Raw genomic sequence first — 23,421 nt, forward strand, 5'->3', positions numbered from 1 at the left:
GCGGTGCCCGAAGGAGGGGGCCGCCCGCCCCGGGAAGCCCCCTGCCGGGACCGGCCGCCTCGCCGGGCCGCCCGGCACAGGGCTCGCGCGGCTCCGGTCACCTCCCGGCGGCCGTCCCGGGATTGGCCGGTTCCCCGGCCCTCCGGGTCACGCCAGCGACAGCGCCACGATGGCCGGGCCGAAGGCCGCGCCGAGCTGGTAGCAGAGGGTGAACAGGCCGAGGGCGGTGGTGCGCAGCCGGTCGGGGGCGCCGGTGACGGCGATGACGGAGAGGGTGGCCTGACCGGAGGCGGTGACGAAGACGGCGACACCGCCGGCCGCGAGCATGAGCGGCGCGGGGACACCGAGCGCGACGGTGAGCGGGGCCAGCGCGCCGAGCGTCAGCAGCACCGTGAGGACCGTCGAGCGGCGGATCCGGTTCGCGGAGGCGGCCATGACCCAGGAGAGGGAGGAACCGATGAGGAGGGCGACGAGGATGCCGACGCCGACGGCCGAGGTGTCCCACCCGGCGTCGTCCTCCAGCAGCCGCGGCACGGCGTACAGGAGCGCGAAGTACGCCGTCGACAGCGAGCACACCACCGCGCACGCCGTGAGGTAGACCGGCGAGCGCAGCAGCGCGGCCGGCACGAACCCCTCGGGCCGGCGCCGGATCCAGGCGGTGAGCGCGCCGACGAGGACGGCCGCGGCGAGCACCGCCGGCAACGGGAACCGCCCCAGCAGCACCAGCGAGCTGATCAGCGCCGCGGTGAGCACCGCCCCCGTCGCGTCGAACGCCGTGTGCCCCTCGGCGGGCCGGAACTTAGGCGCGCGCAGGTACACGTACGGCGCGGCGAGGAGGGCCACGGCGGAGAGGGAGAGCGCCGCGTGCCACGACACGTGGTCGCTGAGCAGCGAACCGGAGAGCGGCCCGATCGCCCCGAGCATCCCGCTTCCCGCCGTGATGACGCCCATCCGCGCGGGCGTCCCGGCCAGGTTGATCGCGGTGGTGATGAACCCGCCCCCGCCGAACGCCTGGGCGGCCCGCCCGGCGATCAGCCCCGGCATCGAGTCCGCGGTGAGGACGACCACCGTGCCCGCGATCACCAGTAACGAGCAGAGCAGGACGGCCGGCCGCACCCCCCGGTGGCGCAGCAGCGCGGCGACCATCGGCGTGCCGAGCGCCATCGCGAGCCCGAACACGGTCGCGATCCAGGTCGCCGCCGGCACGGATATCCCGATGCCGTCGGCTATGTCGGGCAGCGTCGTCGTCGCCGCGTTGGCGCTCAGCGCGGTCGGCGTGGCCATGACGCCCAGCGCGAGCGCGGCGATCCGGTGCCGTTCGGGCGGCGGCGCTGGTTCGGCCACGGCGTCGCGCGGCTGCTGGTCCGGTGCGGAACGGGTCATGACAGGGAGCCCTTCTGGGACGTGACGCAGCAGCGAAGTCGTGATAACAGAGGGTGAACTACTGCGCGTAGAGTATGTGTTGCACCAGGTGCTGTAAACAATGCGACGATCGATGTAGGTCCAACGGTGTAGACCCCCGCCCACCAGCGGACGGGTACGCTGCGGATCCACGGCCGAGCGGAGGGACTGCGATGACGGTGGGAACGACGGCGGACACCCGTCGCGGCATGCCGGAGAAACGACGGGCGATCATGCGGGCGGCCCGCGCCGTGTTCGGACGAGAGGGCTACACCCGGGCCGGGGTCGACACCATCGCCCTGGAGGCCGGCGTCTCCAACAGGACCATCTACAACCACTTCGCCGACAAGGAACAGCTCTTCCAGATGGTCGCCCTGGAGGGCGCCGAACAGGTCACCGCCGCCATCGCGGAGATCCTGGAACGCCACCTCCGCAAGATCGTCGACGTCCGCGAGGACCTGATCGCCTTCGCCCTGGAGCGCGTCCAGGCGGTCACCGAGTTCCCCGACCACTTCGCCCTCGTCCGCACCATCGAGGCCGAGGCGTCCCGCATCCCCGTCGACGTACTGGAGTCCTGGCGCGACGTCGGCCCGCTCTCCGCGCACAAGCGGCTCGCCCCCTACCTGCGCCGCATCGGCGAACGCGGCCTCCTCGACCTCGACGACGCCGAACGCGCCGCCAACCACTTCAACCTGCTGACCATCATCGACGTCAACCAGCGCACCTTCTACGGCGCCCTGCCCCTGCCCGGACCCGAGGTCACCACCATCGTCATCGAGGGCGTCGACACGTTCCTGCGCCTCTACGGCACCGGACGGGCGACGGAACACTGACCGCGCCCCCGATCCGGCGGACGCGCTGGTCAGCTCCCCACTCCACGCCCCGCTCCGGGACCTGACGGACTCGCCCCGGTGCCCTTTGTGCCCCTGCGGACGGCCACCGATGCTGGCCGGGCAGGAGACCTAGGGGGGCGGAGATGGACGGTGAGGCCACGGGCCGGGCGCGGCACGCCCTGGACGCCTACCTGCGGCGGCTCGGCGTCCCACGGCCAGAGCGGGCCGACCTGGAGACGCTGGCCCGGCTCCAGGACCGCCACCTGCGGACCGTGCCGTTCGAGACGATCGACTTCAACCTCGGCATCCCCGTCCGCCTCGGCGAGGGCGCCGTCGAGAAGATCGCCCACCGGCACCGGGGCGGCGGCTGCTACGAGCTGAACACCGCCTTCGCGCTCCTGCTGCGCGACCTCGGCTACCAGGTCGACCTGCTGTCCGGCCGCACCCTGCACGACGGCAGGCGAGCCCCGCTCGGCGTCCTCGGCGGCCACCTCATGCTGAAGGTGACGATCGACGGCGAACCCTGGCTCGTCGACGTCGGCTTCCGCTGGGCGAACCAAGGCCCCCTGCGCCTGCGCGAGCGCGGCCCGCAGAAGGACGAGAACGGCGAGTACCGCATCCTCGACGCCGACCACGGCGACGTCGTCATCGTCCACGACGGCGTCCCCCGCGTCCGCCTGGAGACCCGGCCCCGCGACCCCGAGGACTTCGCCGCGACCCTGTGGTGGTTCGCCACCGCCCCCGAATCCCCCGTCACCGGCACCACGGTGTGGGCGTCCATCGTGACCGGCACCGGCCGGGTCTCCCTCCTGGACCGCACCCTCACCCGCGAGGAACACGGCGAACGGATCCGCGACGTCCTCGACGACGACGCCTTCCCCGCCGCCTGCCGGCGCTGGTTCGGCATCGAACTGGACCGCCTGCCGACGCTCCCGCCGCTGCCGGCCGACCCCTCCTGACCAGAAAGCGGAAGGCGATGAAGAGCACCGAACGCACAGAGAAGATCTTCGACGTCCTGGTCGTCGGGGCCGGCCCCTCCGGGCTGCTCCTCGGCTGCGAACTCCTCAGCCGGGGCGTCCGGGTCAGGATCGTCGACGCGGCCCCCGAGCCGACCCGCGTCCCCCGCGCGCTGTCCATCTACCCCCGCGCCCTGGACATCCTCGCCGACCAGGGCCTGCGCGACGCGGTCTACGAGGTGTCCGGCACGATCCGCACCCTCAGCTATTTCTCCGAACGAAACCACTTGGCCTCGTTCCACATCCCCGAGGAGCACGCGGCCCGCGTCCTGCCCCAGTACGAGACCGAGCGCATCCTCACCGAACGCCTCGAAGCCCTCGGCGGCAAGGTCGAGCGCGGAGTGCGCCTGCTCTGCCTGGAGAACGTCGACTTCAGCGGCCGCATCGAGAACACCGACGGCGTCACCGCCGTCCTCGAAGGCGCCGACGGCATCGTCGAGCGCGCCGTCGCCTCGTACGTCGTCGGCGCCGACGGCGCGGGCAGCGCGGTGCGCGGCCAGCTCGGCATCGGCTTCCACGGGTCCACCTACGGGCTGGAGTTCGCTCTCGTCGACGCGCGGATCGACGGCCGCCTCGACCCCGAGGAGATCCTGTACTACCAGGGCCCCACCGGCACCCTCGCCGTCGTCCCGCACCCGGGCGGCGTCTTCCGCTTCCTGTCCGTCCTGCCGCAGGGCGTCGCGAAGAGCGCCGGCGTCGCGATGATGCAGGAGATCGTCGACGAACGCGGCCCGCGCGGCATCCGCATCACCGAGCCCGTGTGGACGACCGTCTTCCGCGTCCACGCCCGCCTCGCCGCCGACTTCCAGCTCGGCCGCGTCTTCCTGATCGGCGACGCCGCGCACGTCCACAGCCCGGCCGGCGGACAGGGCATGAACAACGGCCTCCAGGACGCGCACAACCTCGGCTGGAAACTCGCCGCCGTCCTCCGGGGCACCTCCCCTGTCTCCCTCCTCGACACCTACGGCCCCGAACGCTCCGAGGCCACCCGGCGCAGCGTCCGCGACACCGACCTGCACACCAAGGCGTGGATGGCCAAGGGCAAGACACGCGTGCGCGTGCGGGACGCCGGGTTCAAACTCGCCGAGCGCACCGGAGCCGTCTCCCGCCTGTACGCGCCCGTCCTCGCCGGACGCCGCCAGACCTACCCCGTCCCGCGCGACACCCAGCTGCCGTCCGGTGTCTCGCCCTGCCAGGCGCGCGCGAAACTCCCCGGCGGCATCGGCGTCGGCGGGCTCTTCCCGCGCGAACAGGCCCTCGCGCACGGCGTCACCGGGCCGCACTGGACCCTCGTCCTCACCGGCACCACCCTCGACGCCGGACCCTGGCGCGCCCAGGTCGGCCACATCGCCGCCCGCTGGCCCCACCTGAAGACCGTCACCGTGCCCGCCCGCAGCCTCGCCGCCGCGACCGGCTGCCGCCGGCTCGGCTACCACCTCGTCCGGCCCGACGGCCACATCGCCGCGCACGGCCACGAGCACGACCTCAGCCGCCTGGAACAGGAACTCGCCGCCGGCCTCGGGCCCGGGAAGCGGGGCTGACGATGCCCCTCCGGGCGGTCGCCCGCCGGCCGGTCGCCGCCCCCGGCCCCGCCGCGCTGAGCCAGGCGGCGCCCGTGCCGGACGGCCGGATCGGCGTCCACCCGCACGCCCGCACGACCGGCCGGTCCAGCGTGAGCGCCGCGTCCGTCGTCGCCGACCGGCTCACCGCCCGGTACGGCATGCCGCGCGTCCTCGCCCGAGACGAGGACGACGTGCTTCGGCGGTACGAACCCTTCGGGCGGGCGCGGGAGGGGCCGGCGCGGGGGTGAGGACGTCGCAAGGCGGGCCCTGGCGGACGTGCCGGGGCCCCTTACTTTTCAGAGGAGTCGTACGAGCATGACCTCCGGTCTCACCACCACCTCTGTCGTGCGGATCGCGAGTGGCGAGCTGCGCGGCACCCTGGAGACGTGCCGGCAGCGTCCGCTGCACGTCTTCCGGGGTGTGCCCTACGCCCGCGCCGCACGCTTCGCCTCGCCCCGCCCGGCCGACCCCTGGACCGACGTCCGCGACGCGACCGTCTTCGCCCCGGCCTTCCTCCAGCCCGGTGTTCCTGACAGCACCGAGGACGCCCTGTACGCCAACGTGTGGACGCCCGACCCCGGCGCCCGCCTGCCCGTGCTGGTCTACGTCCACGGCGGCGGCTGGCAGGTCGGCTCCGGGAGCGCGCCCACCTTCGACGGGGCCAAGCCCGCCGCGCTCGGCAATATGGTCGTCGTCACCTTCAACTACCGCCTCGGTGCCTTTGGTTGGGGGCTGCACGAGGCGTTCGAGGACCCCGGCACCGGGCGCTTCGCGAACTGGGGGCTCCAGGACCAGGCCGCGCTGCTGCGCTGGGTCCGCGACAACATCGAGGCGTTCGGCGGGGACCCCGGCGCCATCACCCTGTGCGGCACCTCCGCCGGCTCCGTCTGCGCCCGCCTCCTCACCGCCGCCGAGGAGACCCGGGGCATCGCGCGCCGGCTCATCGCGATCAGCGCGAGCCGGCCCTGGGCCCCCACGATGGGGCTCACCCCCGCCGACGCGACCCGCGCGTACGAACTGATCGCCGGGCAACTCGGGGTCGGCGTACGGGACTTGCGCACGGTACCGGCGGGCGCCCTGTTCGCCGCGTGGAACGCGCTCTTCGACGGGCCGCCCGCCGGGCGGGTGCTGGGCAGCGGACGTGAGTACCGGGGGCCGGTGCTCGACGCGCCGACCGGCGTGGGGAAGGAGCCCGTCGTCCCGGCGATACCGGTGATGTCGGTCCACAACCGCACCGAGGGCTCCTTCTTCACCGACCCGCACAGCGTGTCCTTCCCCCCGGCGCCGCCCGCGCCCACCGACGAACGCGAACTGCGGGCCGCCGTACGGGAGGTGATGCTCAAGTGCACCGACTCCGTACCCGACTGGCAGCCCGCCGCGTGCGTGGCCGCGTACCGCGAGGCCGCGCTCGACGAGGGCCGGCCCGCCGATCCGCTCTCCCTGTGGACCGAGGTGTGGGGGGACGCCGTCTTCCGCTACCAGATCGTGCGGCTCGCCCAGCGGCACGCGCTGCGGGGGGCCTCCCCGCAGTACGTGATGGAGTTCGCGCATCCGGTGCGGGCGCCGCACTTCGGGACGCCGCACGACGCGACGTCCAAGTTCCTCTTCGGGTCCCACGCCCACCCCCTGTTCGTGGGGCAGTTCGGGGACGGGCCGCTGGAGCGGCGGGTGTCGGACACGTTCGTGGACCTCGTCGCGTCCTTCGTGCGCGGGGAGGCGCCGGCGGAGGAGTGGCCGGTGTACGCGCCGGGGACGCCGAGTGCGTTGATCCTGGGCGGGGTCGAGGGGGCTCGGGTGGAACACCCGTCGAAGCTGCGGCAGTTGGAGTTCTGGGACGAGGTGGAGTGGCTGCCGGGAGCGTAGGCGAGGTGCTGGGTGCACAGGCGGGAGCGCCGGTCCGGAGAGGGGGTTCCGGTCCGGCGCTCCCGGGTCTTTTTTTGGGGCGGGGGCTCAGTCGCCCAACGCCCGGTCCACCAAGGCAGGCGCCGCCCCCAAGTACCGGGTGGGATCGCAGAGTTCGGCGACCTCCTCGGCGGGGACCTCGGGGAGCAGGCCGGCCAGCACGGCGGCCAGGGGCTGACCGGACGCGTCGGCCTCGACGGAGGCGCGGGTGAGGAGTTCACGGGCGCGGGCCCTGCCGAGGCGGGGGGTGAGACGGGCCGCGATCCGCTCCGACACGATCTGACTGCCTGTCAAGTCCAGGTTGGCGCGCATCCGTCCGGGGTCGACCACAAGACCTGAGGCCAGCTCCACGGCCGTGTGCGCCGCGCCGCCCACCAGACGCAGACACTCCCGCAGCAACAGCCACTCGGCGTGCCAGGCCCCGGCCGAGCGCTCGTCCTCCGTCACCATGCACTGCGTCAACGCCCCCGCCAGCGCCGGGACTTGCAGCGCAGCCGAGCGGATCATCGTGCTCAGCACCGGGTTGCGCTTGTGCGGCATCGCCGAGGACGCGCCCCGCCCGGACACCGGCGGCTCCGCCACCTCCCCGACCTCCGTGCGCGCCAGCGCCTGCACGTCGACGGCGACCCGGCCGAGCGCCCCCGCCGTGAACGCCAGCACGGCGGCGAGGTCCGCGAACGGGGTGCGCAGCGAATGCCAGGGCAGTGCGGGGACGGCGAGGCCCGTCTCGGCGGCGAACGCCTCGACCAGACGGTCCGGATAGCCGGCCCTGTCGCCGGGCGCCCCGTCCACCGCCGCGTACTCCAGGTACCCGGCGAGCGTGCCGGCCGCGCCGCCGAGCGACACCGGCAGCCCCTCGTCCGCCACCCGGGCCAGCCGGCGCCGGGCGTCGAGGAGCAGTTCCCGCCACCCCGCCGCCTTCAGACCGAACGTCGTGGGCACGGCGTGCAGCGCCAGCGTCCGGCCCGCCATCGGGGTGTCCCGGTGGGCGCGGGCCGAACTGCCCAGCGCGTCCGCCGACTTGTCGAGGTCCGCGACGATCAGGCGCAGCGCGCGCCGGGCGATCAGCATCGCCGCCGTGTCGAGGACGTCCTGGCTCGTGGAGCCCCGGTGCACGAACTCCGCCGCGCTCGGGTCGACTTGGGCCACCCGCCGGGTGAACGCCTGGACCAGCCCCACGACCGGGTTCGCCGTCTCCCGCGAGGCCAGCGCCAACGCCCGTACGTCCAGGCCCCCTTCGGCCGCGACCGCGCTGATGACCCGCGCCGCGTCCTCCGGCACCGTCCCGAGCCCCGCCTGCGCCCGCACCAGCGCCGCCTCGGTGTCCAGCATCGCCTGCACCCACGCGTCGTCGGCGACGACCGTCTCCACGGGGGTGCCGGCGCGGACGGGGGAGAGGAGACCGGAGTCGGGGGCGGTCATCGGACGTCCTCGGGGGAACGGGCGTCGCGGGCGGGGGAGTTGGGGGGTGGTGGGTTGAGGGCGGGGGAGCTGAGGGGGTGCGCGGACTCGGCGCGACCGGGGGAGGTGGTCCCGGAGAAGGCGGTTCCGGCACGCCCGAGGGAGGAGACGGCTACCCCGCGCCCTGCGCTCCGCGCATTCGCCGCGCCAGGCCCTGCGCTCCGCGCACCCGCCGCCTCGCGCCCCGTGCCCCGCACATCCGTCGCCCGCTGAGGAGCCGCCGCCCCCTGAGGAGCCGCGCGGCCTCCCGATCGCCGGCGCCGTACCTGGCACGCCGCCCGTGTCAGCGCGCTCACACGACCACCCCGGACCACTCGCTGTCGTCCTGGAGCGGGCGCACTTCCTGCGGGACCCGGGCCACCGGTGGCAGGGCGAGGACGGCGCGGGCGATGGCGTCGGAGTCGCCGAGGGTGACGGAGTCGACGCCGGGGCGGATCCCGGCGGCGGTCACCCAGTGCACGGCCTCGGTCGGGACGCCGAAGGCGAACCGGCGCGGATGCGGCCGGCCCTGGCTGTCCAGGAGGTGGTAGGGGCGTTCGCCGACGGCGAGCCCGCCGGTCTCGTACATCGTCCCGCAGCTCCCGTCGATCCGGAACGGCGCCGCCTGCTCGGTGGCCAGCAGGTGCCGCAGCAGCGGGTCCTCGGTGCGGCGGACGTCCGGCTCGGGCAGCCGCGCCTCGATCAGCGCCCGCGCCCGCACCGGCGGCCCGGGAACCGCCGTCGTGTGCGCGACGAACGACGGGTCGGCGGTGTCGAAGCGGATCTGCGTGCCAGGACCGGTGAGGACCAGCAGCCCGGCGTCCAGGAGGGCGATCATCTCCTCGATGCGGGAGGCGGGCGGGCCGATCGACAGGAACGCGTTGAGCGGCGTGTACCAGCCCTCGACGTCGTCCCGGTAGGAGTTCCCGTCGATGCCGCCGTGGTCGACGGCGAGCCGGATCTCGTTGCGCAGGTCGCGCAGCACGTCGAGCGCGGCCTTCAGCGGCCCCTCGACGTTGCCGGCCTCGGCCTCGCGGACGTCGCGCAGCAGATAGCCGCGCAGCCACGCCCCGAACTCCTCGCGGCTCGCGAACTCCCGCCCGGCGAGCGGCGAGACGATCCGCTCCCAGTCCCAGCGGGCGTCGGGCTCGAGCCCGTGCCGCTGGAGCAGCGCGGTCGCGTCCGCGCCGGGCCCGAGCGCCAGGAACTCCTCGGCGAACTCCTCGGCCTTCCCGCCCCGGGCGGCGAGCAGCGTCGTGTAGTACACGTGCTCCACCTCCCAGCGGATCAGCGGCCACAGGTCCTCGCCGAAGTAGGGCCGGTCCCCGTCGGCGCCGCGCGAACGCAGCCCCTCGACGTACTCGGCGGTCAGCAGCTTCGGGAGGTAGCGGCCGTGCGCGCCCTTCTGGTTGGCGCCGCGCGCGTGGTACGGCACCCCGCGCCGCGAACTCGCGTACATCACCGGCTCGCGTCCGCTGGGCCGGTAGACGAGCCCGCCCTGCGGCCGCCGTTCGAAGACGCCGCCGCGCCCGAGCGTGAGCAGCGCCATGTAGTCGAAGAAGTTCAGCCCGAGCCCGCGCACCAGCACCGGCTCGCCCGGCAGCACCCCGCTGAGGTCGGCGTCCGCCGGGTTGGTCGGGGTCAGATAGGTGAGGTGGTGGATGCGGGCCAGCGCCGCCGTCCGCTCCTGGCGGGGCGTCAGGCGCGCCGGCACGTGGCCCTGCGCGAGGACGACGGCGTCCAGGTCGTTCAGCCGCGTCCCGTCCGCGAGCCGCACGCCCTGCCGGCCGCCCCGCACGCCGTGCACGTCGGACATGGCGACCGCCTGCGAGCGGTGCACCCGTACCTCGACGTGCCCGGGGGCGCGCGCGAGGATCTGCCGGAAGCAGTCGTTGAGGTAGTGCCCGTAGAACGCCCGGCTCGGATACGAGTCCGGCTCCAGGCGGCGCGCCTCCGCGAGGGTGTCCTCGTCGTAGTCGTGGCCCTCGACCCCCAGCAGCGCGAGCTGGCGCGCCCAGTCGTACAGCGAGGGCCCCGGCTCGATCGGCCCCTCGATCCGCACGCTGTCGTCGGTGAACACGGTCACCTGCGAGGCCACGGTGTTCATCAGCAGATGCCGCGACTGCCCCGCCCGCCACACCCGGCCCGCGCCCGGCGTGTTCGGGTCGACGAGATGGACGACGACGAAGGCGTCGGAGGGGTTCAGGCGCTCGCCCGCGCACAGCCGCTCCAGCACGGACAGTCCCCGGGGGCCCGCGCCGACGACACAGATTTCCTTATGCCTTCTGCTCATCCGAATCTCCTCAGGTGCGCGAATTCCTTTGCGAAGTTCCGGCCCCGGAGAAGCCCGCGTCAATGAAGGAAACGGGGATAAGTCAGGTCCCCCGGCGGACCTGACGAATTCCCCCGCACCGCATGTCCGACGGCGTTGTCCGGCGACAGTCTGACGTCATGCGTGCCGCCTACATCACCGAACTCGGGCCGTCCGACGGGATCCGCCACGGCGACCTGCCCGAGCCGACGCCCGGACCGACCGACGTGCTGGTAGAGGTCGAGTGCACCACCGTCAACCCCGTCGACACCCTCGTGCGCTCCGGACGGTTCCGCACCCCCGTCCCGCTGCCCCTGGTCGTCAGCCGCGACCTCGTCGGCACCGTCCTGACCGCGGGCCCCGGCGCCCCCGGCTTCCGCCCCGGCGACCGGGTGTGGACCAACTCCCTGGGCCACGGCGGACGTCAGGGCGCCGCCGCCGAGCGGGCCGTCGTCCCCGCCGACCGGCTCTACCACCTGCCGCCCGGCGCCGACGCCGAACAGGCCGTCGCCGTGCTGCATCCCGGAGCCACCGCCTACCTCGCACTGTTCAGCGAGGCCCGACTGAGGCCGGGGGAGACGGTGTTCGTGGCGGGCGGCGCCGGGAACGTCGGCAGCGCGCTCGTGACGCTGGCCGTCGAGGCGGGCGCCCGCGTCGTGGCGTCGGCGTCGGCGGCGGACGCCGGGTACGTGCGCGGGCTCGGCGCCGAGGCCGTACTCGACTACCGGGCACCGGACTTCGGGAAGTGGCTCGGACGGATCGACGTCCACCTCGACAGCTTCGGCACCAACGACCTCAGCCAGGCGGTGGAGTTGATCGCGCCCCGGGGCCGGATCGTGCTGCTCGCGGGGGTGGCCGCACGACCTGTCCTGCCCGTCGGGCCCTTCTACCAGAAGGACGCCTCGATCCTCGGGTTCGTCATCTCGCACGCGACGACCGGACAGCTCGCCGAGGCCGCCGTCACCGTCAACCGCCTCGTCGCGGCGGGGAGGTTGACGCCCCGGCACATCGAGCGCGTGCCCCTGAGTGAGATGGCCGACGCCCATCTGCGCATGGAGAAGGGCGAGTTGCGCGGCAGACGGCTCATCGTCCGCCCCGACCTGGACCGTTAGGAGACCGGCAGTGATACACCTCGTGGTGGTCGGCGGCGGCATCGGCGGACTCGCCTCCGCGCTGGCCTTCGCCCGGCACGGCCACCGGGTCACCGTCCTGGAACGGCGCGCGGAGTTCACCGAACTCGGCGCCGGCATCCAGCTCGCCCCCAACGCCTACCACGCCCTCGACCGCATCGGCGTCGGCGCCGAGGTCCGGGCCCGCTCCGTGTTCGTCGACGCCCTGCGCCTGTACGACGGCACCACCGACGAACTCATCAACTCCATGCCGCTGACCGGGGGTTACCGCCGCCGCTTCGGCAACCCCTACGCCGTCGTGCACCGCACCGACCTGTACCGGCCGCTCCTCGAGGCGTGCCGCGCGCGGCCCGGCGTACGGCTCGTCACCGGGGCGTCCGTGAGCGGGTACGGGCAGGACGCGGCGGGGGCGTGGGCGCTGCTCGCCGACGGCACCCGCGTCGCCGGGGACGCGGTGATCGGCGCCGACGGCATCCGCTCCGCCGTCCGGGGGCAACTCCTCGGCGACGGCGAGCCGCGCGTGTCCGGGCACACCATCTACCGGTCCGTCATCCCCATGGACCGGGTGCCCGAGGAGCTGCGCGCCAACGCCGTGTGCCTGTGGGCCGGGCCGCAGTGGCACTTCGTCCACTACCCGATCAGCGGCGGGCGCGAGCTGAACCTCGCGGCGACGCGGGACGACGGCGCCGTCACGGCCGTCGCCGGGGAGGCCGTCGAGCGGGCCGCCGTCCTCGCCGAGTTCCCCGAACTCGGCGACGTCACCGGGCAGTTGCTGCGGCTGGGGGAGGGGTGGCGGCGCTGGGTGCTGTGCGACCGGGACCCCGTCGCCACCTGGGTCGACGGCCGCGTCGCCCTCCTCGGCGACGCCGCGCACCCCATGCTCCAGTACGCCGCGCAAGGCGCCTGTCAGGCCCTCGAAGACGCCGTCCTGCTGGGCGAGTTGCTGGGCCCGCAGATCTCCGCCGACGCGCTGCCCGCCCGGCTCGGCGCGTACGCCGCGCTGCGGCGGACCCGGGCCGCGCGCACGCAGCTCGTCGCGCGGGAGATGGGGCGGCAGGTCTACCACCCCGCCGGGGTCGCCGCGAAGATCCGCAACGCGGAACTGTCCGCCCTGAGCGCCGACGAACTCCACGAAAAGGTCGAATGGCTGCACGGCGACCGGGAATTCCAGCGCACCGCGTGAAATCACCTCCCTACCAGAGAGCGAGCACACCGAAAATGACCACCGATTACGAACGCCCCGGCGTGACCACATTCCAGGTCCGCGCGGAGATATTCATCGCCGCCTCCCCCGAAACGGTCTACGCCACCGTCAGCGACCTCGGCCGCAGCGCCGAGTGGAGCCCCGAGTGCCGGGGCGGCACCTGGATCAAGGGCACCCCGTCCACCGTCGGCGCCGTCTTCGAGGGCACCAACCTCCGAGGCGCCGACGCCGTCCCCTGGGCCCCCGTCATCCGCGGCACCTGGTCCACCCTCTCCGAGGTCGTCGAAGCCGTCCCCGGCTCCGTCTTCCGCTGGATCATCCTCACCTCCGCCGGCGAACCCCAGGAGAGCACCTGGTCCTTCGAGATCTCCCCCACCGCCGGCGGCAGCCACCTCGTCCACCACTACCGCCTCGGCCGCCTCACCGAGGGCCTCTCCAAAATCTTCGCCTCCCTCGACGAGCCCGGCCGCGAACGCTTCGTCACCGAGTGGAACGCGAAGCTGGCGGCCGATGTGGAGCGGACGGTGGCGGGCATCAAGCGGGTGATCGAAGGGGCGTGAGGGGACCCGGCGCAGTTCGCCCCCTGGACGCCGTTCGTCGCGTCATTCGATGATGGCCGGGCAGGGTACGACCCGTGGGGCGGGTGCGAGGTGTTCGACGGGCGTCCCGCGACTCCCACCGAACCCCCTCGAACCCAGGAGAGCAGCGATCGTGGAATCGGCAGCAGCGCGCCCCCGCCCGGTCCTGACGGCGGGCTCCGTCCTGCCGGCGGACGCCGACCGGGCCGCCCTCGTCGCGCGTGTCCAGGGCCCGGACGGGCCGTGTGTGGCGGCGGTGCGTGGCGAGGAGGTCGTCGATCTGACCGCCGTCGCCCCGACCGTCGCCGATCTCATGGAACGCGACGACGCGGCGGACGTCGTCCGCGAGGCCGCCGGCGGACAGGTCTGGCGTCTGGACGACCTGCTCGGCAACCAGGACGTTCCGCGTCTGCTCGCGCCCGTCGACCTGCAAGTGATCAAGGCCGCGGGCGTCACCTTCGCCCGGAGTCTGCTGGAACGCGTCATCGAGGAGCGCACGGGCGGTGATCCGGCGCAGGCCGCGCGGATCCGGGACCGGGTCGGGGAGGTGGTGGGCGGCACGCTCGACGGCATCCGTCCCGGATCGCCGGAGGCGGACAAGGCCAGGGAACTGCTCGTCGCCGAAGGGCTGTGGTCGCAGTACCTGGAGGTCGGGATCGGCCCCGACCCGGAGGTGTTCACCAAGGCCCCGGTCCTGTCCGCGGTCGGCACCGGCGCCGACATCGGCGTGCTCGGCGCCTCGGTGTGGAACAACCCCGAGCCCGAGGCCGTCCTCGTCGTCGACTCGCGCGGCCGGGTGCGCGGCGCGACGCTCGGCAACGACGTCAACCTCCGTGATATCGAGGGCCGGAGCGCCCTGCTGCTGTCCCGCGCGAAGGACAACAACGCCTCCTGCGCGATCGGCCCGTTCGTCCGCCTCTTCGACGAGGACTTCGACCTCGACACCGTCCGAGGGCTTGACATCGACCTCCGGATCGACGGCACGGACGGCTACGTCCTGCACGGCAGCAGCTCCATGCGCGAGATCAGCCGCGACGTCCTGGACCTGGTGGCCGCCACGCACGGCCCGCACCACCAGTACCCGGACGGCTTCGTGCTGTTCACCGGCACGCTGTTCGCCCCCACCGAGGACCGGCAGGCACCCGGCGCGGGCTTCACCCACGAGCACGGCGACGTCGTGCGGATCTCCAGCCCGCGCCTCGGCGCGCTCGTCAACACCGTCGTCCCCAGCGAGCAGGCCACGCCGTGGACGTTCGGCGTAGGGGCGCTGATGCGCAGCCTCGCCCGGCGCGGCCTGCTGTGAGCTTCAGGCGACCGGCTCCTGCACGATGGTCGCGTGCAGGCGCCGTGTGTGGTCCACCCGGCGTTCGGCCCCGGTCAGCACGACCCTGGCCGTCAGCCGCGCATTCGCGCTGGACGCCGCCAACCGCACCTCCAGCTCGCCCGGTTCGACCACACGCCGCCCGTCGCGCCCGGTGAAGGAGGCGAGGTCGGCCGGGAGAGTGACCCGCAGCCGCCGCGCCTCACCCGGCTCCAGGGCGACCCGGCCGTACCCGACGAGGCGCTGCACCGGCTGGACGACGGAGGCGACCGGGTCGTGCAGATAGAGCTGGACGACCTCGGTCCCGGCCCGCCCGCCCGTGTTGCGGACGGTGAAGGCGAGGGCGAACTCGCCGTCGGTCGGCGCCTCCTGGACGTCCACGGCCAGGTCGGTCCAGTCGAACCGCGTGTAGGACAGCCCGTGCCCGAAGGCGAACGCGGGCGTCGGATCGGCGGTGGACACCTTGCTGACGTGAGCGAGCCGCGCCCCGAGGTATGTGGCCGGCTGGGAGCCCGCCCCGCGCGGCACGCCGACCGGGAGACGCCCGGAGGGCTCGGTACGGCCACTGAGCACCCCGGCGATCGCGTGCGTGCCCTCCTCGCCGGGGAAGAAGGACTGCACGATCGCGGCGGACTCCGTCACGGCACGCCCGAGGGCGTACGGCCGTCCCGCGAGCAGGACGGTGACCACGGGCGTCTCCAGGTCGAGCAGGGCGTCGAGCAGGTCCTGCTGCGCGCCGGGCAGCACCAGCGCCTCGACGTCGCACCCCTCGCCGCTGGTGCCCCGCCCGAAGACCCCGGCGCGGTCGCCGAGCACGACCACGGCGACGTCGGCCTCGCGCGCCACCCGGACGGCCTCGGGGATGCCGGAGAGGTCCCCGTCGTCGATCCCGGTGCCGCGGGCGACCGTGATCTCGGCGCCGGGGAACTCGGCGGTGAGCGTGTCGCGCAGGGTGGGCAGCGCGATGCCGAGCGGGGTACCGGGGTGGCGGACGCCGATGTGCTGGGGGAAGGAGTAGCAGCCGAGGACGGCGGTGGGTTCGTCGGCGTTGGGGCCGAGCAGCGCGATGCGGCGCGGTCTCTCCAGCGGCAGGGTGCCGTCGTTGCTCAGCAGGACGACCGCTTCCTCGGCGACCGTGCGGGCCAGCGCGCGGTTCCCGGGACCGTCCAGGTCGATCCGGCCGCGCAGGGCTTCCGGGTCGTCCATGTCGTCCAGGTTCGCCCCGTCGAGCGCGGCCGGCACGGGGTTCCAGTCCGGGTCGAGCAGGCCGAGCACCGCCTTCTGGGTGAGGACCCGGCGCAGGGCGCGGTCGACCAGCGCCTCCGGTACGCGGCCGTCGGCGACGGCACCGGCCAAAGGGGCGCCGTACGTCTTGACGTTGGGCAGTTCGACGTCGGTGCCCGCGCGCAGCGCCGTGCCGGCGGCGTCGGCCCAGTCGACGGCGACGCCGTGCAGTGTCCGCAGGAAGGCGACGGCGAAGTAGTCGGCGACGACAGTGCCGTCGAAGCCCCACGTGTCGCGCAGCAGCCCGGTGAGCAGATCCTCGTCCGCTGCGGAGGGCATGCCGTCGGTGTCGGTGTAGGCGCACATCACCGACCGGGCGCCGCCCTCACGGATCGCCATCTCGAAGGGCGGCAGCAGCACGTCGGCGCGTTCCCGCGGGCCCATGGAGGTGGGGGCGAGGTTACGTCCGGCGCGGGAGGCCGAGTAGCCGGCGAAGTGCTTGAGGGTGGCGACGAGCCCGGCGGACTCCAGACCTTGCACGTACGCCGTCCCGATGGTGCCGACGAGGTACGGGTCCTCGCCGATGGTCTCCTCGACCCGACCCCAGCGGGCGTCGCGCACCACGTCCAGGACGGGCGCGAGCCCCTGGTGGACGCCGACGGCACGCATGTCGCGGCCGATGGCGGCGGCCATGCGCCGCACCGCGTCCGGATCGAAGGTCGCGCCCCAGGACAGCGGGACGGGGTAGGCCGTCGCCCCCCAGGCGGCGAAGCCGGCCAGGCACTCGTCGTGCGCGAGCGCGGGGATGCCGAACCGGTTCGTGGCGGCGATCCGGCGCTGGGTCCGGGCCAGGGAGAGCGCGCCCAGCGCGGGGTCGACCGGGACCGTGCCGAACGGCCGGGTCAGCTGGCCCAGGCCGTCCGGCAGGAGCGCGTCGAGATCGACGGCCTCCTCCATGTCGTGCTGGTGGGGGGCCACTTCACCGCCCTGGTCGGAGGCGCCCACCCACACGCCGTACAGCTGGGCGATCTTCTCCTGAAGGGTCATCGCGCCGATCAGGGCGTCGACCCTCGCGGGGACGGGAAGGGCGGGGTCGTTCCAGGGGGAGATCCCGGTGGGGGGTTCTGCGGGGGTCTCTGTGGTGGGCTCTACGGCCACGTCAGCGTTTCACTTTCTCGGTCAACGGCTGAATCCGGCGGTCAGACCGCTCAGCAGCTGGCGGCGGCCGAACACGTACAGGATGATCAGGGGCAGGGTGGTGAGGACGACGGCGGCCAGGAGCGCGGGGACGTTGACCCCGTACTCGCCCTGGAAGGTCCACAGCGCGAGCGGCAGCGTCCGCTGGGACGGGCTCTGGGTGAGGATCAGCGGCAGCAGGAAGCCGTTCCAGATGGTCAGCGCGTTGAAGATGGTCACGGTGAGGATCGCCGGGCGGGTGAGCGGCGCCGCCAGGCGCCACAGCGTCCCCCACTCGGTGGCGCCGTCCACCCGCATCGAGTCGAACAGCTCCTTGGGCACGTCGCGGATGAAGTTGGCGAGGATCAGCACGGACAGCGGGATGGCGAAGGCGATCGACGGCAGGATCAGCGCCAGCAGGCTGTCGTACAGCTGAAGTTTGATGATGATCAGGTAGACCGGGATGACCGTCGCCTGAAGGGGGATGGCGAGGCCCATGAGGAACAGGCCGTTCACCACCCGCAGGAACCGCATGCGCCAGCCGCGCACGATGGCGTAGGCGGCCATGAAGGAGACCGCGACCGCCGGCACCACCGCGCCGACGGTGACCACGACGCTGTTCCAGAGGTAGCTGACGAAGTCGGACTCGAAGACCAGCCTGTAGTTGTCCAGCGTGGGATCGGTCGGCAGCGCCAGCGGATTGCTCGCGTAGTAGGTGCTCTGCTCCTTGAGGCTGGTGACGAGGATCCAGTAGAGGGGGATGACGACGACGGCCAGCCAGAGCCATCCGGCCAGACCGCCGAGCCAGTTGCGCCGCCCGGCGGTCGTACCGCGACGGTGTCCCCGCTCCCGGCGGGCGGTCTTCTGCGGCTGAGGCTTGGTGAGCGTGGTGGTCATGTCAGACTCCCTCCAGCTGGCTCTCACCGGCGTCCCGGCCGCCGAGCCGGCGCAGCAGCAGGGCGAGGGCGAGGCCCACCAGGACGAGGATGACCGCGATGACGCTGGCCGGCCCCATCAGGCTGGCCTGGAAACCCCGCTTGTACATGTCCAGCGCGAGGACCCGGGTGGCGTCTCCCGGACCGCCCTCGGTCAGGACGAAGATGAGGTCGAAGAAGGTGAGCGAACCGACCACCATCAGCGTCGACGAGGTGATGATGGTGTACTTCAGCTGGGGCAGCGTGATGCTGAAGAACTGCCGGATCTGCCCGGCACCGTCCAACTGCGCCGCCTCGTACAGGGACTTCGGGATCTGCTGGACGCCCCCCTGGTAGATCAGCGAGTGGAACGGCACGAACTGCCAGGAGACGACGAAGATGACGACGCCGAAGGCGAGCCAGGGACGCCCCAGCCAGTCCTTGCTGAGCCAGTCGAACCCCAGCCCGGCGCCCAGCCCGAAGTTGGGGTCCAGCAGCGCCTTGTACGCGACCGCGATCGCCGCGGAACTGAGCAGCAGCGGCACGAAGTAGATCAGGCTCAGCACCGCACGGTAACGCTGGCGGCCGGCCAGGAACGTGCCGAGCAGAATGCTCGCCGGGGTCTGGACCGCCCAGGACACGGCCATCACCAGGAACGTCACCCACAGGGCGTGCGGCAGCCCGGGGTCGGTGAGCACCGCACGCCAACTGGTCAGCCCGGACGGCTCGATGGAGCCGATGCCGTCCCACGTCGTGAAGCTCAGCAGGAAGACGCCGACGAGCGGGACCACGGCGAAGCCGACGAAGAACAGCAGCGCCGGTACGGCCAGCCAGGGCAGGATGCCGGGCCGGCCCTCGCGCGCCGGGGAGCTGGTGAGTGCGCTCACGTGCCGATGACCTTGTTGAGGTTGGAGGCGAACTGCTGCGGCGATATGGACAGTTGGAACAGCCTGACGATGTTGTCCAGCAGCGCCTCGGCGGACGTCGGGCTGAGCGCCTGGTCCCAGGACTGGCCGAACGCCTTCGCGTTGCTGGCGACGCCGTAGACGAACTCCAGGAACTCGGAGCTCTTGGACCCGGCCAGCAGCTTCTGCGAGTCCTTGCGGATCGGCACCGCCCCGGTGTCGATCCACTCCTTCACCTCCTCGTCCGTGAGGACGCCGGTGGCGAAGAACTTCTTCGCGATCTCCTTCTGCTCGGCGCTGGCCTTCGAGGAGATGGACAGGTACTGGGCGGGGTTGCCGACGGAGTTGCTCGGGTCGCCCTTGCCGCCTTCGACGGGCGGGAAGTTCATGAAACCGAGGCCGCCGCTGGAGACGAAGTTCTTCCCCTCGTTCTGCTGGATGCCGTACGACCAGGTGCCGTGCAGCATCATCGCGGCCTTGCCGGTGTAGAGCAGCGCCTGGTCGGCGTTGGAGTCCGCGGTGATCGAGGAGAAGCCCTTGATGAATCCGTCCGCCTTGACGAGGTCCTGCACCTTGGTCAGCGCCTCGATGGCGGCCGGGTGGGACCAGGCGTCCTTCTCGCCGTCGTAGATGGCCTGGAACACCTCGGGGCCGCCGATGCGGTCGAACAGGAACTCCAGCCACATCATGTTCGTCCACCGGGACTGGCCGCCGAGGGCGAACGGCGCAATGCCCTTCGCGTTGAACCTGGGCACCAGGGCCATGATGTCGTCCCAGGACTGGGGCGGCTGGACGCCGACGTCGTCGAAGACCTTCTTGTTGTAGAACAGGACGATCGGCTCCACGCTCTCGAACGGCACCGCGTAGAGCTTGCCGTCGACGGTCGCCGGGCCGAGCGAGTTCGGGAAGAGCCGGTTCTTGAACTCAGGGTTCTCGTCGAACCACGGGGTGAGGTCGTCGACCTGGCCGGCCTTCACGTAGGTGCGCAGCGTGCCGCCGCCCCACCCCCAGATGATGGTGGGCGCCTTCCCGGCGCCGATGGCGGTCTTGATCCTCGTCTTGAAGGCGTCGTTCTCGAAGGTGGTGACCTCGATCTTGCCCTTGGGGTTGGCCTTGTTGAACCGCTCCACCGCACCGGTTCTGACGCCTTCCTGAGGCTGGCCGCTCAGATGCCAGTACGTGGCGGTTCCACCACCGCTCTCGCTGGGGCCGGACGAGCCGCAGGCCGCGAGGGCCGCGGAGGCCGGCGCGGCGGCGGCCAGGCCGAGGAGGGTACGTCGGGAGAGCGCCATGTTCTTCTCCGCACTCGAGAGCCGTCAGCATCTCGTGAGTCATGGTGAAAGGTTTTCGAAACAGCTTTCTCCGAGCTCTGTCCGTGCAAATTAGGTATCGAACTGACGCCCTGTCAAGGTGCGTGCAGGCATGTTGTCGTGTTGCGGACAGCCCCTTAATATCGGGCAAGAACGACTCCTGAGGGGCCCTGGCGGTGGACCGAAACCATTTCGAAATCGACTGACCTGGGACGGAGAGGTGATGTGATGTCCGCGGCTGACGCACGGTCGGCCCAGGTCATGCCTGAGGCCGCTGCCGGGGTGCCGTACGGTTGACCGGTTCCACCCGCACGGCCGGCCCGACCGGCAGCTCACCACACCGGTGGACGTACAGCTGGGAGGAACCGATGCGTCCGAACGCCAGGCGCACCACCTTGGCCGATATCGCCCAGGCGGCGGGAGTCTCCGTCGCGACCGTGTCCAAAGTGGTCAACGGCCGCGGTGACGTGGCGCCGCACACCCGCAGCCGGGTACAGGAACTGCTGCGGCAGCACGACTACCTCGCGCCGGTGTTCCGTCACACCGAGGCCGCCGAGAGCCCGACCGTCGAGGTGCAGTTCCAGGGCGGCCTCAAGTCGTACGTGGCCGCGACCCTGGAAGGCATCATCGACTCCGCCGCCGAATCGGGGGCCTCGGTGGTGATCAGCAAGGCGTCCCACGCCCCGCACTGGGCCCGGGACCTGGTCTCGGCCGGACGCCGCGCCGTCATCGCGGTCACCAGCGGGTACACCACCGCGCACATGGACGAACTGGCCCGCTCCGGGCTGCCGTTGGTCGTCCTCGACCCGCTGCACCTGCCGGACAGCCGCGTCCACAGCGTCGGGTCGACCAACTTCGGCGGCGGGCTGGCCGCGACCCGGCACCTGCTCTCCCTGGGCCACCGCCGCATCGCCTACATCGGCGGACCGGCCATGGCCATGGCCAACCAGGCACGCGTGCACGGCTACCGCGCCGCCATGGAGGAGGAGGGCGCGCAGGTGCCGGACGCCTACGTCCGGCCCGGGGACTTCACGTACGAGACCGGGCTGCTCGGCGCCACGGTGCTCCTGGGGTTGCACGAGCCACCGACGGCGATCTTCGCGGGCAACGACGAGATCGCCCTCGGTGCCATCGAGGCCGCCCGCACCCGGGGGCTGCGCGTCCCCGAGGACCTGAGCGTGGTCGGCTTCGACGACACGAGCCTCGCCCAGATGGCCTCGCCGCCGCTGACCACCGTGCGTCAGCCGCTGCGGGAGATGGGCGGTGCGGCCCTGCGCACCGCCCTTCGGCTGGTCAACGGCGAGAAGGTCGAGTCCCACCACATCGAACTCGCGACGGAACTCGTGGTGCGCGCCTCGACGGCACCGCCCCGCGATCGCCTCTAGAAGAACCCGAGTTTCTTCGGGCTGTACGAAACGAGGAGGTTTTTGGTCTGCTGGTAGTGCTCCAGCATCATCTTGTGCGTCTCCCGCCCGATCCCCGACTGCTTGTACCCGCCGAACGCCGCGTGCGCGGGGTACGCGTGGTAGCAGTTGGTCCAGACGCGGCCGGCCTGGATCGCCCGGCCCGCCCGGTAGGCCGTGTTGACGTCGCGGGTCCACACACCCGCGCCGAGCCCGTACGACGTGTCGTTGGCGATCTTGATGGCGTCGTCGAAGTCGTCGAACCCGGCGACGGAGACGACGGGCCCGAAGATCTCCTCCTGGAAGACGCGCATCCGGTTGTCGCCCTCGAAGATGGTCGGGCGGACGTAATAGCCGCCCTTCAACTCGCCGTCGAACTCGGCGCGTTCACCACCCGTGAGGATCTTCGCGCCCTCTTTCCGGCCGATCTCGATGTACGAGAGGATCTTGGACAGCTGCTCGCCGGACGCCTGCGCGCCGATCATCGTCTCGGTGTCGAGCGGGTGCCCCGGCTTGATCAGCTCGGTGCGGGCGACGGCCGCGGCGAGGAAGTCGGGGTAGTTGCCGCGCTGGATCAGCCCGCGCGAGGGGCACGTGCACACCTCGCCCTGGTTCAGCGCGAACATCGTGAACCCCTCGAGGGCCTTGTCGCGCAGGTCGTCGTCCTTGTCCCAGATGTCGTCGAAGAAGAGGTTCGGCGACTTGCCGCCCAGCTCCAGCGTCACCGGCTTCAGGTTCTCCGCCGCGTACTGCATGATCAGCCGCCCGGTCGAGGTCTCCCCGGTGAACGCGACCTTCGCCACGCGCGGGCTCGACGCGAGCGGCTTGCCCGCCTCCAGGCCGAAGCCGTTGACGATGTTCACGACGCCCGGCGGCAGCAGGTCGGCGATCAGGGACATCCAGTAGTGGATCGAGACGGGCGTCTGCTCGGCCGGCTTGAGCACGACCGCGTTGCCCGCCGCCAGCGCCGGCGCGAGCTTCCACGTCGCCATCAGGATCGGGAAGTTCCACGGGATGATCTGCGCGACCACTCCGAGCGGTTCGTGGAAGTGGTATGCCACCGTGTCGTCGTCCAGCTCGCTGAGCGAACCCTCCTGCGCGCGCACCGCCCCCGCGAAGTACCGGAAGTGGTCGATGGCCAGCGGTATGTCCGCCGCCAGCGTCTCGCGCACCGGCTTGCCGTTCTCCCAGCTCTCCGCGACGGCCAGCGCCTCCAGGTTCGCCTCCATCCGGTCGGCGATCTTCAGCAGGATGTCCGAGCGCTCCGTCGCCGACATCCGCCCCCACCCGGGCGCCGCCGCGTGCGCCGCGTCCAGCGCCCGCTCCACGTCCTCCACCGTGCCCCGCGCGACCTCCGTGAACGGCTGCCCGTTCACCGGGCTCGGGTTCTCGAAGTACTGCCCGCGCGCGGGCGGCACGTACTCCCCGCCGATGAAGTGGTCGTAACGCCCCTCGTAGGAGACGATCGCCCCCTCCGACCCGGGTGCGGCGTAACGAGTCATCCCATACCTCCCTCAGCAGCGCTGCCCGCCGTTGGACAGCTCCGACGGACGGTACGGAACGGGACGTTGCACGGACGTTGCGTCCGGGGGGAACCGGCGCGGGGTTCGTTGAGCGTGTGTGCGTACGGTGCGGGTGCGGGTGCGGGTGCGGGTGCGGGTGCGGGTGCGGGTGCGGGTGCGGGGGCCGGTGCCGGAGCTGCCGGGGCCGTGAGCCGGGTGCCACCGGAAACGCGAGCCGCGCACGGCCGGGAGTGTGGGCTGTGTGCTGCTGGGAGCGTGAACGGTGTGC

At 72.5% G+C, this 23,421-nt stretch carries 18 protein-coding genes; 10 read left to right on the forward strand and 8 right to left on the reverse strand.

Going from position 1 to position 23,421, the window contains the following annotated elements:
- Nucleotides 1-147 precede the first annotated feature (147 nt).
- Entirely contained in the window at nucleotides 148-1,383 is a 1,236-nt protein-coding gene (locus IAG44_RS34485) for an MFS transporter (RefSeq protein ID WP_187750992.1), read from the reverse strand.
- 191 nt (nucleotides 1,384-1,574) lie between these two features.
- Here IAG44_RS34485 and IAG44_RS34490 point away from each other — a divergent pair, with 191 nt between their 5' ends.
- From IAG44_RS34490 to IAG44_RS34510, 5 genes are all read left to right on the forward strand, one after another.
- The gene (locus IAG44_RS34490; RefSeq protein ID WP_187750993.1) at nucleotides 1,575-2,234 is read left to right on the forward strand and encodes a TetR/AcrR family transcriptional regulator; all 660 of its coding nucleotides are present in this window, start codon (nucleotides 1,575-1,577) and stop codon (nucleotides 2,232-2,234) included.
- Nucleotides 2,235-2,377: 143 nt separating this feature from the next.
- Nucleotides 2,378-3,193 (forward strand): arylamine N-acetyltransferase family protein, encoded by an 816-nt coding sequence (locus tag IAG44_RS34495; protein WP_187750994.1) that lies wholly within the window; start codon nucleotides 2,378-2,380, stop codon nucleotides 3,191-3,193.
- Between the two features lie 17 nt (nucleotides 3,194-3,210).
- Nucleotides 3,211-4,791 (forward strand): FAD-dependent monooxygenase, encoded by a 1,581-nt coding sequence (locus IAG44_RS34500; protein ID WP_187750995.1) that lies wholly within the window; start codon nucleotides 3,211-3,213, stop codon nucleotides 4,789-4,791.
- A 2-nt stretch (nucleotides 4,792-4,793) separates the two neighbouring features.
- Nucleotides 4,794-5,060, forward strand: a complete 267-nt coding sequence (locus IAG44_RS34505) for a hypothetical protein (RefSeq protein WP_187750996.1) — start codon at nucleotides 4,794-4,796, stop codon at nucleotides 5,058-5,060.
- 67 nt (nucleotides 5,061-5,127) lie between these two features.
- Entirely contained in the window at nucleotides 5,128-6,675 is a 1,548-nt protein-coding gene (locus IAG44_RS34510) for a carboxylesterase family protein (protein WP_187750997.1), read from the forward strand.
- Nucleotides 6,676-6,762: 87 nt separating this feature from the next.
- On the opposite strand, the gene IAG44_RS34515 is transcribed toward IAG44_RS34510, so the two are convergent.
- The gene (locus IAG44_RS34515; RefSeq protein WP_187750998.1) at nucleotides 6,763-8,136 is read right to left on the reverse strand and encodes a nitrosuccinate lyase; all 1,374 of its coding nucleotides are present in this window, start codon (nucleotides 8,134-8,136) and stop codon (nucleotides 6,763-6,765) included.
- 331 nt (nucleotides 8,137-8,467) lie between these two features.
- Complete coding sequence (locus IAG44_RS34520) at nucleotides 8,468-10,447, reverse strand: FAD/NAD(P)-binding protein (RefSeq protein WP_187750999.1); 1,980 nt, start codon at nucleotides 10,445-10,447, stop codon at nucleotides 8,468-8,470.
- Between the two features lie 158 nt (nucleotides 10,448-10,605).
- On the opposite strand from IAG44_RS34520, the gene IAG44_RS34525 reads away from it, so the two are divergent.
- From IAG44_RS34525 to IAG44_RS34540, 4 genes are all read left to right on the forward strand, one after another.
- Entirely contained in the window at nucleotides 10,606-11,577 is a 972-nt protein-coding gene (locus tag IAG44_RS34525) for an NADPH:quinone reductase (protein WP_187751000.1), read from the forward strand.
- A gap of 10 nt (nucleotides 11,578-11,587) precedes the next feature.
- Complete coding sequence (locus tag IAG44_RS34530; protein ID WP_187751001.1) at nucleotides 11,588-12,778, forward strand: FAD-dependent oxidoreductase; 1,191 nt, start codon at nucleotides 11,588-11,590, stop codon at nucleotides 12,776-12,778.
- Nucleotides 12,779-12,813: 35 nt separating this feature from the next.
- The gene (locus tag IAG44_RS34535; RefSeq protein ID WP_187751002.1) at nucleotides 12,814-13,359 is read left to right on the forward strand and encodes an SRPBCC family protein; all 546 of its coding nucleotides are present in this window, start codon (nucleotides 12,814-12,816) and stop codon (nucleotides 13,357-13,359) included.
- 151 nt (nucleotides 13,360-13,510) lie between these two features.
- Entirely contained in the window at nucleotides 13,511-14,680 is a 1,170-nt protein-coding gene (locus tag IAG44_RS34540; RefSeq protein ID WP_187751003.1) for a fumarylacetoacetate hydrolase family protein, read from the forward strand.
- Nucleotides 14,681-14,683: 3 nt separating this feature from the next.
- On the opposite strand, the gene IAG44_RS34545 is transcribed toward IAG44_RS34540, so the two are convergent.
- From IAG44_RS34545 to IAG44_RS34560, 4 genes are read right to left on the reverse strand one after another with little or no spacing between them, the layout of a single operon-like run.
- On the reverse strand, nucleotides 14,684-17,080 hold the full coding sequence (locus tag IAG44_RS34545) for a beta-xylosidase/alpha-l-arabinosidase (protein WP_246562254.1): 2,397 nt from the start codon (nucleotides 17,078-17,080) through the stop codon (nucleotides 14,684-14,686).
- A 21-nt stretch (nucleotides 17,081-17,101) separates the two neighbouring features.
- The gene (locus tag IAG44_RS34550) at nucleotides 17,102-17,995 is read right to left on the reverse strand and encodes a carbohydrate ABC transporter permease (protein WP_187751004.1); all 894 of its coding nucleotides are present in this window, start codon (nucleotides 17,993-17,995) and stop codon (nucleotides 17,102-17,104) included.
- Between the two features lies 1 nt (nucleotide 17,996).
- Entirely contained in the window at nucleotides 17,997-18,899 is a 903-nt protein-coding gene (locus IAG44_RS34555; protein WP_187751005.1) for a carbohydrate ABC transporter permease, read from the reverse strand.
- Nucleotides 18,896-20,209: an extracellular solute-binding protein gene (locus IAG44_RS34560; protein WP_187751006.1), complete on the reverse strand. Its 1,314-nt coding sequence runs from the start codon at nucleotides 20,207-20,209 to the stop codon at nucleotides 18,896-18,898. Before IAG44_RS34560 ends, IAG44_RS34555 begins: the two co-directional genes overlap by 4 nt.
- A gap of 386 nt (nucleotides 20,210-20,595) precedes the next feature.
- Between IAG44_RS34560 and IAG44_RS34565 the strand changes: the two genes are divergently transcribed.
- Complete coding sequence (locus IAG44_RS34565; RefSeq protein ID WP_187751007.1) at nucleotides 20,596-21,612, forward strand: LacI family DNA-binding transcriptional regulator; 1,017 nt, start codon at nucleotides 20,596-20,598, stop codon at nucleotides 21,610-21,612.
- On the opposite strand, the gene exaC is transcribed toward IAG44_RS34565, so the two are convergent.
- Nucleotides 21,609-23,132 carry an acetaldehyde dehydrogenase ExaC gene (gene exaC, locus IAG44_RS34570; RefSeq protein WP_187751008.1) on the reverse strand — a complete coding sequence of 508 codons (1,524 nt, stop codon included), beginning with the start codon at nucleotides 23,130-23,132 and terminating at the stop codon, nucleotides 21,609-21,611. The genes IAG44_RS34565 and exaC overlap by 4 nt on opposite strands.
- Nucleotides 23,133-23,421 lie beyond the last annotated feature (289 nt).

It is taken from the genome of Streptomyces roseirectus, assembly GCF_014489635.1.
Lineage (GTDB): Bacteria > Actinomycetota > Actinomycetes > Streptomycetales > Streptomycetaceae > Streptomyces > Streptomyces roseirectus.

Excerpts from the sequence above, each read along its gene's own strand:
- IAG44_RS34520 (WP_187750999.1), bottom strand. The coding sequence starts at position 10,447 with ATGAGCAGAAGGCATAAGGAAATCTGTGTCGTCGGCGCGGGCCCCCGG.
- IAG44_RS34525 (WP_187751000.1), top strand. The coding sequence starts at position 10,606 with ATGCGTGCCGCCTACATCACCGAACTCGGGCCGTCCGACGGGATCCGC.
- IAG44_RS34490 (WP_187750993.1), top strand. The coding sequence starts at position 1,575 with ATGACGGTGGGAACGACGGCGGACACCCGTCGCGGCATGCCGGAGAAA.
- IAG44_RS34510 (WP_187750997.1), top strand. The coding sequence starts at position 5,128 with ATGACCTCCGGTCTCACCACCACCTCTGTCGTGCGGATCGCGAGTGGC.
- IAG44_RS34485 (WP_187750992.1), bottom strand. The coding sequence starts at position 1,383 with ATGACCCGTTCCGCACCGGACCAGCAGCCGCGCGACGCCGTGGCCGAA.
- exaC (WP_187751008.1), bottom strand. The coding sequence starts at position 23,132 with ATGACTCGTTACGCCGCACCCGGGTCGGAGGGGGCGATCGTCTCCTAC.
- IAG44_RS34550 (WP_187751004.1), bottom strand. The coding sequence starts at position 17,995 with ATGACCACCACGCTCACCAAGCCTCAGCCGCAGAAGACCGCCCGCCGG.
- IAG44_RS34560 (WP_187751006.1), bottom strand. The coding sequence starts at position 20,209 with ATGGCGCTCTCCCGACGTACCCTCCTCGGCCTGGCCGCCGCCGCGCCG.
- IAG44_RS34565 (WP_187751007.1), top strand. The coding sequence starts at position 20,596 with ATGCGTCCGAACGCCAGGCGCACCACCTTGGCCGATATCGCCCAGGCG.
- IAG44_RS34495 (WP_187750994.1), top strand. The coding sequence starts at position 2,378 with ATGGACGGTGAGGCCACGGGCCGGGCGCGGCACGCCCTGGACGCCTAC.
- IAG44_RS34515 (WP_187750998.1), bottom strand. The coding sequence starts at position 8,136 with ATGACCGCCCCCGACTCCGGTCTCCTCTCCCCCGTCCGCGCCGGCACC.
- IAG44_RS34500 (WP_187750995.1), top strand. The coding sequence starts at position 3,211 with ATGAAGAGCACCGAACGCACAGAGAAGATCTTCGACGTCCTGGTCGTC.
- IAG44_RS34535 (WP_187751002.1), top strand. The coding sequence starts at position 12,814 with ATGACCACCGATTACGAACGCCCCGGCGTGACCACATTCCAGGTCCGC.
- IAG44_RS34505 (WP_187750996.1), top strand. The coding sequence starts at position 4,794 with ATGCCCCTCCGGGCGGTCGCCCGCCGGCCGGTCGCCGCCCCCGGCCCC.